This is a genomic window from Mycobacterium sp. 94-17, assembly GCF_035617725.1.
GTDB lineage: Bacteria > Actinomycetota > Actinomycetes > Mycobacteriales > Mycobacteriaceae > Mycobacterium.
Genome location: NZ_JAPIYN010000004.1, coordinates 151775 through 163452 on the forward strand (window position 1 = coordinate 151775; position 11678 = coordinate 163452).

At 68.6% G+C, this 11678-nt stretch carries 11 protein-coding genes; 7 read left to right on the forward strand and 4 right to left on the reverse strand.

The features are described from left to right. Positions 1-12: 12 nt before the first annotated feature. The 4 genes from OQ789_RS07005 to OQ789_RS07020 are packed head-to-tail and all read left to right on the forward strand — an operon-like array spanning position 13 to position 3732. Positions 13-456, forward strand: a complete 444-nt coding sequence (locus tag OQ789_RS07005; protein WP_324684476.1) for a nuclear transport factor 2 family protein — start codon at positions 13-15, stop codon at positions 454-456. A 3-nt stretch (positions 457-459) separates the two neighbouring features. Beyond that, positions 460-1665, forward strand: coding sequence for a sulfotransferase (locus OQ789_RS07010; RefSeq protein WP_324684478.1), 1206 nt, complete (start codon positions 460-462; stop codon positions 1663-1665). Further along, positions 1658-2902 carry a hypothetical protein gene (locus tag OQ789_RS07015; RefSeq protein ID WP_324684479.1) on the forward strand — a complete coding sequence of 415 codons (1245 nt, stop codon included), beginning with the start codon at positions 1658-1660 and terminating at the stop codon, positions 2900-2902. The genes OQ789_RS07010 and OQ789_RS07015 overlap by 8 nt, the downstream gene beginning before the upstream one ends. A 2-nt stretch (positions 2903-2904) precedes the next feature. Continuing rightward, on the forward strand, positions 2905-3732 hold the full coding sequence (locus OQ789_RS07020) for an oxidoreductase (RefSeq protein WP_324684480.1): 828 nt from the start codon (positions 2905-2907) through the stop codon (positions 3730-3732). A gap of 170 nt (positions 3733-3902) precedes the next feature. Here OQ789_RS07020 and OQ789_RS07025 read toward each other — a convergent pair whose 3' ends face one another. Next, positions 3903-4586: a uracil-DNA glycosylase gene (locus OQ789_RS07025; RefSeq protein WP_324684481.1), complete on the reverse strand. Its 684-nt coding sequence runs from the start codon at positions 4584-4586 to the stop codon at positions 3903-3905. A 41-nt stretch (positions 4587-4627) separates the two neighbouring features. Further along, positions 4628-5587: a thiamine-phosphate kinase gene (locus OQ789_RS07030; RefSeq protein WP_324684482.1), complete on the reverse strand. Its 960-nt coding sequence runs from the start codon at positions 5585-5587 to the stop codon at positions 4628-4630. Positions 5588-5759: 172 nt separating this feature from the next. On the opposite strand from OQ789_RS07030, the gene OQ789_RS07035 reads away from it, so the two are divergent. Next, a complete protein-coding gene (locus OQ789_RS07035; RefSeq protein WP_324684484.1) occupies positions 5760-6329 on the forward strand; it encodes a DUF3515 domain-containing protein in 570 nt (189 codons plus the stop codon). On the opposite strand, the gene OQ789_RS07040 is transcribed toward OQ789_RS07035, so the two are convergent. Beyond that, positions 6326-7435, reverse strand: coding sequence for a D-alanine--D-alanine ligase family protein (locus tag OQ789_RS07040; RefSeq protein WP_324684486.1), 1110 nt, complete (start codon positions 7433-7435; stop codon positions 6326-6328). The genes OQ789_RS07035 and OQ789_RS07040 overlap by 4 nt on opposite strands. A gap of 88 nt (positions 7436-7523) precedes the next feature. Continuing rightward, a complete protein-coding gene (locus tag OQ789_RS07045) occupies positions 7524-8558 on the reverse strand; it encodes an NAD(P)H-dependent glycerol-3-phosphate dehydrogenase (protein ID WP_324684487.1) in 1035 nt (344 codons plus the stop codon). A 121-nt stretch (positions 8559-8679) separates the two neighbouring features. Between OQ789_RS07045 and cofC the strand changes: the two genes are divergently transcribed. Together cofC and OQ789_RS07055 are read left to right on the forward strand one after the other, a co-directional pair. Further along, complete coding sequence (gene cofC, locus OQ789_RS07050; protein ID WP_324684489.1) at positions 8680-9330, forward strand: 2-phospho-L-lactate guanylyltransferase; 651 nt, start codon at positions 8680-8682, stop codon at positions 9328-9330. Between the two features lie 88 nt (positions 9331-9418). Further along, entirely contained in the window at positions 9419-11605 is a 2187-nt protein-coding gene (locus OQ789_RS07055; protein WP_324684491.1) for an RNA degradosome polyphosphate kinase, read from the forward strand. Positions 11606-11678 lie beyond the last annotated feature (73 nt).

Consider the following 11678-nt stretch of genomic DNA (forward strand, 5'->3'; position numbering starts at 1 on the left):
AGGCGGGTTTGCATGAGTGACAGCGCCACCGAGATCACCAACCTCATCTACACCTATGCGCAGCTCCTCGACGGCGGCGACCTGGACGGGGTGGCCCGGCTCTTCCGCCACGGGCGCATCTGCGGGATCCAGGACGGCCCGCCCGAGACGGTGTTCGCCGGATCCGCCCGGGTGCGGGAGATGTACGACATGGCCACGCGGATATATGACGACGGCACCCCGAAGACCAAACACAACACCACCAACGTGCAGCTGTACATCGACGATGCGGCCGGAACCGCAAAGAGCACGTCCTACTACTGCGTCACGCAGGCCACCGACGAGCTGCCGCTGCAGGTCATCATCACCGGGCATTACAAGGACACCTTCCACCGGGTCGACGGCGCCTGGTGCTTCGACAGCCGCACCATGTTCGTCGACCAGGTCGGCGACGTCAGCCGGCATCTGAAGTTCTGACCAGTGCCATCCGCCGGCGTGCTCGACGGCCCGTTCGGCCCGGCCACCGTGCTGGCCGACGCCCAGCGCAAGGAAGGGCTCACCGACTGGGGCTCGGGCGAATTCGCGGGCCCGCTGGCGGTGCTGCTGGCCGACTATGCGCGCGCCGACCTCAACGCCATCGGCGTGCACGTCCTGCGGTCGGGCCTGGTGCACAGCCTGCGCATGCGGCTGCGCGCGCAGGAGTGGATCCGCCGCCACCCCGAGATCCTCGACGAGCGGGTGGCCGCGCCGATCGTCGTCGTCGGGATGATGCGCAGCGGGACCACCCTGCTGCAGCGGCTGCTGGCCGCCGACCGGCGCTTCGTCTGCGCATACGGGTGGGAGGTGGTCGAGGTCGCGCCGCGGCTCGACCATCGATTCAGCGGGGCCCCCGATCCGCGCATCGCGATCAGCGAAGCGCGCGAAGCGAAGTCCCGCGAACTGGCGCCCGAATTGTTCTCCATCCACCCCATGTACGCCAGGGAGGCCGAGGAGGAGATCGTGTTTCTGGCCGACGCGTTCCTGTCCCACGTCCCCGAGTCGGGCGCGGACCTGCCGCACTACCGGGCCTGGCTCGATGAGCAGAACTTCTCCCCCGCCTACGGTTACCTGCACCGCATGCTGCAGTTCCTGCAGTGGCAGAAGCGGCAACGGGGTCGGCACGCGCACCGATGGGTGCTGAAATCGCCTGCGCACCTTGGGTATTTGGATCTGCTGCGTGTGCAGTTCCCCGATCTGCACATCGTGCACATGCATCGCGACCCGCGCACCACGATCGCCTCGGGGGCCAGCCTGAACGCGACCCTGCATGCGATGCATGCCGACACCGTCGACACGCACCGGGTCGGTGCGCAATGGCTGCAACGGATGGGCTGGACCAACGATCGGGCGATGACGATCCGCGACGGGTGGTCCGATGGGGGTGCCGTGGTCACCGACATCGGTTTCGGCGACGCGGTGGCCGATCCGATCGGGCAGGTGGCCCGCGTGTACGACGCCGTCGGCGTGCCGCTGACCGCCGCCGCCGAGGATGCGATGCGGCGCTGGCTGGCGCACCGTCCCCGGGAAGTGCCCCGGCCGCCCTACGGCCTGGAGAACCACGGCCTGCGTCCCGAGCAGATCGACGAGCGATTCACCCTGTACAACAAGCGTTTTGGACAGCACATCGGAGGAACAGCACATGCCTGATGACCCGGTCGCGACGGCGTCCCAGCACGAACAGGAGCTCGCGGCGCTGGACCTGATCGAGCACGCAGAAGTCAAGGCCGCCTATCGCTCTGTCGCCGAGACCTGGCTCGGTCGCGCCAAGGCGTCCGACGCGATGCGCGAACGGTTCGACGACGCGTTCGCCGAGGTGATGTTCTCGGCGGCGATGTGGTCGTCCAACCAGGACAAGCTGCGCCCCAAGGTCAGCTGCATCACCAGGCTCGCACACCCGGTGAATGGCCGCCGCATCCCCGGATCACGGTGGGGCATCGACAATCCCGACAGCGTGTACCGGGTGATCCCGATCTCGGGCGACGAGCGCTACGAGATCCACGGCCGGGTCGGCGAGCACCGGATGACCGAGAACTACTTCACGCTGTGGGACGCCCACATGGGCACCGTCGCCGTGCTCAACGGCCGCACCATGGCGGTCGACTCCGACGGCAGCTACACCATCACCGTGGACGCCGACCCGGCCAACGGCCGGCCGAACCACGTGCAGACCGCAGCGCAGGCTCACGAGTTCTACATCCGCGACGTGCTGCTGGACTGGGGCCGCGACGACGCCAATCACATTGAGGTGCAACGACTCGGCGGCCCACCGGCGGCGGCGGCGCGTACGCTCGACGAGCAGGCCGAGGCCACCGCGGCCATGATGGACTACTTCGCCAACTTCACCGGCAAGCTCAGCCACGGCGTCTACAAGATGCCGGCCAACCACTTCGACCTGGCCTGGTCGGCGGACAAGGTGGGCGCGATGCGCAATCAGGTCTACGTGATGGGCCGGTTCGACCTCGCCCCCGACGAGGCGTTCGTCGTCGACCTGAATGACGGTGGCGCCGAATACTTCACGGTGCCGCTGAGCAACATCTGGGGCACCACCCTCGATCTCGTCGATCGCACCGGCAGCCTGAACAAGGCGCAGTCGGTCGCCAACGAGGACGGCTCGTACACCTACGTGATCTCGCCCGTCGATCCCGGCGTGGCGAACTGGATCGACTCCGACGGGCTGCGGGAGGCCATCTTGACCCTGCGCATGGCCGAGTTCGGCGCCAGCGGTCCCCGCGAAAACCTCGGGGCGCGCGGACGGGTGGTCAAGCTGGACCGGCTCGACACCGAGGTGCCGCACCTGCCGCGGGTGAGCGAGCAGCAGCGCAAGACCGAGCTGGCCGAGCGGCGCACGGCCTATCTGCGCCGGCTGCCGGAAGGGACGATCTGACGATGTCGCGCTGGCTGGTCACGGGATGCTCCACCGGCTTCGGTCGCGAAATCGCGCGCGCCGCACTGCAAGCCGGGCACAACGTGGTGGTGACCGCGCGGCGGGCCGAGGCGGTGGACGACATCGCCGGCGAATTCGGCGAACGCGCCCTGCCCGTCGCCCTCGACGTGACCGACGCCGCCCAGATCGCGGCGGCGGTGTCGGCGGCCGGCACGGCGTTCGGCGGCATCGACGTCCTGGTCAACAACGCCGGACACGGCTACCTGTCCTCGGTGGAAGAGGGAGAGGACGCCGAGGTGCGCAAGCTGTTCGACGTCAACTACTTCGGCGCCGTCGACATGATCAAGGCGGTGCTGCCGGCCATGCGCGCCCGCGGGTCGGGGCACATCATCAACATTTCCTCGATGACCGGCCTGGTGGCCAACCCACCCAACGCCTACTATTCGTCGACCAAATTCGCGCTGGAGGCGCTCACCGAAGCGCTGGCCCAGGAGGTGGGGCCGCTGGGCATCAAGGTCACCGCCATCGAGCCGGGCGCGTTCCGCACCGACTGGGCGACGCGGTCGATGAAGGAGTCGGGCAGGCCGATCGCCGACTACGCCGACGTGGCGGCGCGCAAGGACCTGATCAAGCAGTTCGCCGATCACCTGCCCGGCGACCCGCGCAAGGTCGCCGTGGCGGTGCTGATGGTGACCACGCTCGATGACCCGCCGCTGCGGCTGCTGCTGGGTCGCGATGTGCTGAAGGCCATGCGGGACAAGATCACTGCGATGTCTGCGTCGATCGAGCAGTGGAAGGCCGTCACGAAGGACGTCAACTTCGCGGACTGATCACGTACCGCCTGTTCGCCGCCGGCGGGCGCCGAACCTCACGCCGTCCCTTCCTCTCGGCGAGCGTCACGCCAGCGTGGCATTGGACCCCGAGCGTCACGCTGGCGTGACGCTCGGCGACAAGCAGGCGACAGAAGCGCTCGGCGGACGCCGAGCGCCGCAAGTTTGGGTCAGGGCAGGCGCCAGTCGATCGCGTCGGCACCCATCTCGGCCAGCAGTTGGTTGGCGCGACTGAACGGGCGCGAACCGAAAAACCCGCGCGAGGCCGACAGCGGCGACGGGTGCGGTGACTCGATGGCGACGCAGTTCCCTTGGGCGAGAATCGGTTTGAGCGTCGATGCGTCGCGGCCCCACAGAATCGCCACCAGGGGGCGCGAGCGTTGCGTCAGCGCCCGGATGGCGCATTCGGTTACCGCCTCCCAACCCTTGCCGCGATGCGAGGCGGGATTACCGGGGCGCACGGTGAGCACCCTGTTCAGCAACAGCACACCGCGTTGCGCCCACGGGGCCAGGTCACCGCACGAGGGCGCCGGATGCCCCAGGTCCGCGGTGTACTCCTGGAAGATGTTGGCCAGGCTGCGCGGCAGCGGCCGCACCTCGGGCGCCACCGAAAAACTCAGGCCCACAGCATGTCCCGGTGTGGGGTACGGGTCTTGCCCGACGATCAGCACCCTGACGTCGTCGAAGGGATAGCTGAAGGCGCGCAGAACGTTCTGCCCGGCAGGCAGATACCGGCGCCCGGCCGCGATCTCGGCCCGCAGGAACTGCCCCATCCCGGCCACCTGATCGGCTACCGGCTGCAGTGCGCCGGCCCAGCCCGGCTCGACCAATTCACCCAACGGACGCGCGGTCATCGTCGGCTCCCCGCGATCGCGTAAACGGTCACCGCGTCACCCTAATACGACTGCCAGCCGGCGTTGCCGCTCCACTCCCGATCGTCGACGAGCACCCGGGCCGGCCCGTCGAGAACCCGCCCGACGATGCGCCATCCGCCGGGCACGGAACCGGCGAAGCACGCCACCAGGGCGTGGTCCTCGCCGCCGCCCAGCACCCACTCCCAGGGGTCGGCGCCCACCTCGGCCGCGGCGCCTGCAACCGCATCGCGGTCCGCGGCCAGCGCCGACGTCGACAGGTTCATGCCCACCCGAGACGCCTCGGCGACGTGACGCAGGTCGGCGACGAGCCCGTCGGAGACGTCGATCATCGCCTGCGCACCCCCGGCCGCAGCCGCCGCTCCCTGACCGTAAGGTGGCTGCGGCACCACATGCCGCCGGCGCAGCTCGTCGAAGTCGTCAATACCGTTGCGCCACAACTCGAATCCTGCGGCAGATCGGCCCAGCTCACCCGCGACGGCGATCAGCGCGCCGGGCTTGGCGCCCGATCGCAGCACCGGTGCGCGTCCGTCCGGGTCGCCCAGCACCGTCACCGAGATGACCCACTGGCGACACTGGACCAGGTCACCGCCGGCGATGCCCGCACCGATCCGGTGCGCCTCGTCCCACATCCCGTCGACCAGCGCGCCCACCATCGCAGCGGGGGTGTCGGCGGGCGCGCCGAAGGCCACCACGAATGCCGTCGGCCGCCCGCCCATCGCCTCGATGTCCGCGGCATTCTGCGCAATCGCCTTGCGGCCGATGTCGTGCGGCGTCGACCAGTCCAGCCGGAAGTGCCGATCCTGCACCAGCATGTCGGTCGACACCAGGGCGCGGCCGTCCCGCGATGCCACCACCGCAGCGTCGTCGCCCGGCCCGAGCTCGACCGCGGGCGGCTGCTCGCGGCCCCGCACCAGGCGATCGATCACGGCGAACTCGCCGAGTTGCCGCAACGACGGGGACTCGTCCGATTCGTCTTGCACGCCACCTCCTTCGGCGCGTCACGGCGCCGGGGCCCGCGATGGTTCCGCCCGCACGTCGGACCGCGCCAGTGTAGAACCCCGTGCCCGTGCGACGGCGTTTCGGCCCGAGAATAAATTGGCACGCGGGCGACTGCGGGCGATAGTGGTGAGCGGAGGCGGGAGGTGTGCTGCGGTGGCAACCGAATCGGATGCCGATGCCGGGCCGTCGCGCGCGCTGATCGTCGTCGCGATCGCGCTGGCCGTCGCAACGATCGGCGTGATCCTGGCCATCGCGGCCAGTCGTGAGACGCCCCCGCGTTCGGTCGCCGTTCCCGCCGTCCCGGCGCCGCAGGCCGATGGCCCCGCGTGCAGGGCCCTGATGGGTGCGCTGCCGCAGCGGCTCGGCAATTACCAGCGCGCGCCCCTCGAACAGCCGGCCCCGCACGGCGCCGCCGCGTGGCGCAGCGGGCCGGACGGTGACCCGGTGGTGCTGCGTTGCGGGCTGGACCGCCCAGCCGAATTCGTCCTCGGATCCCCTATCCAGGCCGTCGATCGGGTGCAGTGGTTTCAGGTGCGTTCCGACCAGCAATCCGCCGGCGACGCGGGCAGATCCACCTGGTACACGGTGGATCGCGGGGTCTATGTGGCGCTCACGCTGCCGACCGGGTCGGGCCCGACGCCGATTCAGCGGCTGTCCGAGGTGATAGACCGCAGCATCCCGGCGGCGCCCATCGACCCCGGTCAGCCGCGTCGGCCCGGTTAGCGCAGCCCCACCCCGCGGGCCAGCGCGGTCTGCACCATCGTCGCCAGCAAGGCCCGGTAATCCATGCCGCTGGCCGCCCACATCCTCGGGAACATCGAGATCGTGGTGAATCCCGGCATCGTGTTGATCTCGTTGAGCACCGGCCCGTCTTCTGTGAGGAAGAAGTCGACCCGGGCCAGACCCTGACAGTCGATCGCCTTGAACGCCCGGACCGCCAATTGGCGCACCGCGTTGGCGATTTCGTCGTCCACCTTGGCGGGCACGTCCAGTTCGGCTGCGTCGTCGAGGTATTTGGTCGAGAAGTCGTAGAAGGAATCCTCGCGCCCGCGCACCCCGGCCACCCGGATTTCACCCAGCGTGCTGGCTTTTACTGTCCCGTCCGGCATTTCGAGCACGCCGCATTCCAGCTCACGGCCGACGATCGCGGCCTCGACAATGACTTTGGGGTCGTGCCGGCGCGCGGCCGCAATGGCTGCGTCCAGCTGATCCCAGCTGGTCACCCGGCTCACACCGATCGAGGAGCCGCCCCGCGCGGGTTTGACGAACACCGGCAGCCCCAGCCGCGCGCACTCCGCGGGGCCCAGCCCCGCCTGCGACGGGCGCAGCACCGCGAAGTCGCCGATCGGCAAACCTTCGGCGGCGAACAGCTTTTTGGTGAACTCCTTGTCCATTCCGGCCGCGCTGGCGAGCACGCCCGCCCCCACGTAGGGCACCTCGGCGAGTTCGAGCAGACCCTGGATGGTGCCGTCCTCGCCGTAGGGGCCGTGCAACACCGGGAACACCACGTCGACCGACGCCAACACCTCGTTGGCCCCTGGTGCCAGTGACACCAGTTGGCCGCTGCGCAGCGGATCGGCGGGCAGCGCCAGTTCGGTTCCGGCCGCGGCGGTCACCTCGGGCAGTTGCCGGTCGGTGATCGCCAGCGCGGCGGGGTCGCCGTCGGTGAGCACCCACAAACCTTCCGGAGTGATGCCGACCGCGACCACCTCGAACCGCTCCGGGTCCAGGTTGCGGATGATGCTGCCGGCCGAGACGCACGAGATGGCGTGCTCGTTGCTGCGCCCGCCGAAGACGACGGCGACGCGCACCCGCTGGCTGGCATTCACAATCTCAAGAGGCTACCGGGTGGCCCGTGGTCCCCTCGGGTGGCGGGCCGCGACCTGGCCTTTCATCTTTTATTCGGGCATCAATCTTTTATTCGGGCTTGGTGCTGCGGCCCAGGAGCAGGGCCATGGCCTCGTCGACCGACAACCCCTTGTGACACACCCGGTGCACGGCGTCGGTCAGCGGCATTTCCACGTCGTAACTGGCGGCCAGTGCCAGCACCGCCTCGCAGGACGTCACACCCTCGACGACCTGCCCTTCGTCTCCGTCGGGCGTGCCGCCCAGCAGCGACTGGATGGTTGCTCCCCGGCCGAGCCGTTCGCCCAGAGAACGGTTCCGCGAATGCGGTGAGCTGCAGGTGGCCACCAGGTCGCCCACGCCGGCCAGTCCGGCCAGCGTCGCTCCCTTGGCGCCGAGCGCGATCCCCAGCCGCATGATCTCGGCCAGTCCGCGCGTGATGATCGCCGCCGTAGTGTTCTCGCCGAGCCCGACACCGACGGCCATCCCGCACGCGAGAGCGATGACGTTCTTGCACGCCCCGCCGATCTCGGTGCCGACCACGTCGCTATTGGTGTACGGGCGGAAGTAGCCGCTGTTCAGCATGCGCTGCAGCGCGACGGCCCGGCCCGAGTCGCTGCAGGCGACGACGGTGGCGGCGGGCTGGGATGCGGCGATTTCGCTGGCCAGATTCGGCCCCGAGATCACCGCGACCTGAGACGGGTCGACGCCGGTGACCGAGACGATGACCTGACTCATCCGCATCAGCGTGCCCAGCTCGATGCCCTTGGCCAGGCTGGCCAGGGTCGCGCCCTCGCGAATCAGCGCCACCCAGCGCTCGAGGTTGCCGCGCATCGTCTGCGCCGGCACGCCCAGCAGCACCGTTGAGGCGTCGCGCAGGGCTTCGGCGGCGTCGGAGGTGGCCCGGATGCCCGCCGGCAGCAACGTGCCGGGCAGGTAGTCGGGGTTGCACCGGGTGGAATTGATCTGTTCGGCGAGCTCGGGGCGCCGCGTCCACAGCGTGACCCCCGCCTCCGGTCCCCCGGCGTCCACCAGCACCTTGGCCAGGGCCGTGCCCCAGGCGCCGGCGCCCATGACCGCGACGGTGCCCGACGATGCGCCGGTCATGTGCCACCCCCTGTCGTGGTCTGTGTTGCTCACGCGGCGCGTGCAGCCGCTACACCCTAGATCAGCGATGGACCGGGCGTCACGCGAGCGGGCGGGCGGGTCGCTGGCAGGATGAGGTCTCATGATCGACACACGAGCCGACGGCACAGGCGATGTGGCGTTGATCATCGCCGTCAAGAGGTTGGCCGCGGCCAAGACCAGGCTGGCGCCGGTCTTTTCGGCGCCCACCCGGGAGCGCGTCGTGCTCGCCATGCTGCTCGACACCCTGGCCGCCGCCGGACGTGTCCGATCCCTGGGCTCGATCACCGTGATCACGCCCGACGACGCCGCAGCCGCCGCGGCCACCGAGCTGGGCGCCGACGTGGTGGCCGACCCGACACCCGAGGGTCACCCCGATCCGCTGAACACCGCCATCGCCACCGCGGAACGCGCGGTGGGCGGTTCCTTCACCAATGTTGTTGCGCTGCAAGGGGATTTGCCAGCGTTGCAGACTCAGGAGCTGAACGAGGCGATCGCCGCCGCACGCCAGCACCGGCGCAGCTTCGTCGCCGACCGGCTGGCGACCGGCACGGCTGCGCTGTTTGCGTTCGGCAGCGCACTCGACCCGCAATTCGGGCCCGATTCCTCGGCGCGGCACCGCAGTTCGGGCGCGATCGAGCTGACCGGCGCATGGCCCGGCCTGCGATGCGATGTCGACACTCCCAACGACCTCGCCGCCGCCCGTCGCCTGGGGGTGGGGCCCGCGACCACCCGGGCCATCGCGACGCACTGATCTCGATCACCGCGGGTAGAGCTGTCCGCCGGGTGAACGTCACCCCAACGGCGAATGGATGTCGCCCGGGCGCTAGCAGCACCCGCGCGTGATGAGCAATGATCGCAGGGTGACTGAAATAGAAGCCGAGGCGCGACCCGACGAGAATTTGTGGCATTCAGGCGACTCGGACGTGGCCGCACCACCGGCTGCGACCCAGGCCACGTTGACCGATCTGCCGGAGGATCGTTACCTCAACCGGGAACTGAGCTGGCTCGACTTCAACGCCCGCGTGCTGGCGCTGGCCGACGACAACTCGTTGCCCCTGCTGGAGCGCGCCAAATTCCTGGCGATCTTCGCCTCCAACCTCGACGAGTTCTATATGGTGCGCGTCGCCGGCCTCAAGCGCCGCGACGAGATGGGATTGTCGGTCCGCTCGGCCGACGGTCTGACGCCGCGCAAGCAACTCGCCCTCATCGGGGAAAAGACTCAGCGGATCGCGACCCGGCACGCGCGGGTGTTCCTCGATTCGGTGCGGCCGGCGCTCGCCGAGGAAGGCATTCACATCGTCACGTGGGCGGACCTCGATCAGGGCGAGCGCGACGAGTTGTCGGCCTATTTCACCGAACAGGTCTTCCCCGTCCTGACGCCGCTGGCCGTCGATCCCGCGCACCCGTTCCCGTTCGTCAGCGGGCTGAGCCTGAACCTGGCGGTCATGGTGCGTCAGCCCGAGGACGGAGGTCAGCACTTCGCCCGAGTCAAGGTGCCCAACAATGTCGATCGCTTCGTCGAGCTCCCTGCGATCAACAGCGGGGACGACGGGCGAACCATCGTCCGCTACCTTCCGATGGAAGAGCTGATCGCGGCATTCCTCCCTCTTCTGTTCCCGGGCATGGAGATCGTGGAGCATCACGCTTTCCGCATCACCCGCAACGCCGACATGGAAGTCGAAGAAGACCGCGACGAGGATCTGCTGCAGGCGCTGGAACGGGAATTGGCGCGCAGGCGGTTCGGCCCGCCGGTGCGACTCGAGATCGCCGACGACATGACCGAGGGAATGCTGGAACTGCTGCTGCGCGAACTCGATGTGGATCCCGGTGACGTCATCGAAGTTCCCGGCCTGCTCGACCTTTCGTCGCTGTGGCAGATCTACGGCCTGGACCGGCCTGCGCTCAAGGACCCGGCATTCGTCCCGGACACCCACCCCGCCTTCGCCGACCGCGAGTCTCCCAAGAGTATTTTCGCGACGCTGCGCGAAGGCGACGTGCTGGTGCACCACCCGTACGATTCCTTTTCCACCAGCGTGCAGCGGTTCATCCAGCAGGCCGCCGCGGACCCCAACGTGCTGGCGATCAAACAGACGCTGTACCGCACCTCCGGCGATTCGCCGATCGTGCGCGCGCTGATCGAAGCGGCCGAGGCCGGAAAGCAGGCCGTGGCACTCGTCGAGATCAAGGCGCGCTTCGACGAACAGGCCAACATCCGTTGGGCGCGCGCACTCGAGCAGGCGGGCGTACATGTCGTGTACGGGCTCGTCGGCCTCAAGACACACTGCAAGACCTGTTTGGTGGTGCGCCGCGAAGGTTCGGCCATCCGGCGGTACTGCCACATCGGAACCGGCAACTACAACAGCAAAACCGCACGCCTGTATGAGGATGTCGGCCTGCTGACGGCGAACCCCGATATCGGCGCGGACCTCACCGATTTGTTCAATTCGCTTACCGGCTATTCGCGCAAGGTCTCCTATCGCAATCTGCTGGTGGCGCCGCACGGAATACGTTCCGGCATCATCGAACGCGTCGAGCGCGAGATCGAATCGCACCGCGAACGCGGCAACGGGCGCATCCGCCTGAAGATGAACGCGTTAGTCGACGAGCAGGTGATCGATGCCCTCTACCGGGCCTCGCAGGCCGGCGTGCGGGTTGAGGTCGTGGTGCGTGGCATCTGTGCGCTGCGTCCGGGCGCCGAGGGGTTTTCCGAAAACATCTTCGTACGCTCGATTCTCGGCCGCTTCCTGGAGCACTCGCGAATCATCCATTTCCGCAACATCAACGAGTTCTGGATCGGCAGCGCCGACATGATGCACCGCAATCTCGACCGGCGTGTGGAGGTGCTGGCTCAGGTCAAGGACCCGAAACTCACCGCACAGCTGGACGAATTGTTCGAATCTGCACTAAATCCGTCCACCCGCTGCTGGGAATTGGGGCCCGACGGGCAGTGGACGCCGTCGCCGCAAGCGGGCCATACTGTGCGCGACCACCAAGTATCGTTGATGGAGCGCCATCGCAGTCCCTAGCTCTGTGCGGTGATTTCCGGTTGTTTCTCCGGCCGCATCCCGATCACGCTTGCGGCTCTGAGCTGAATTGATC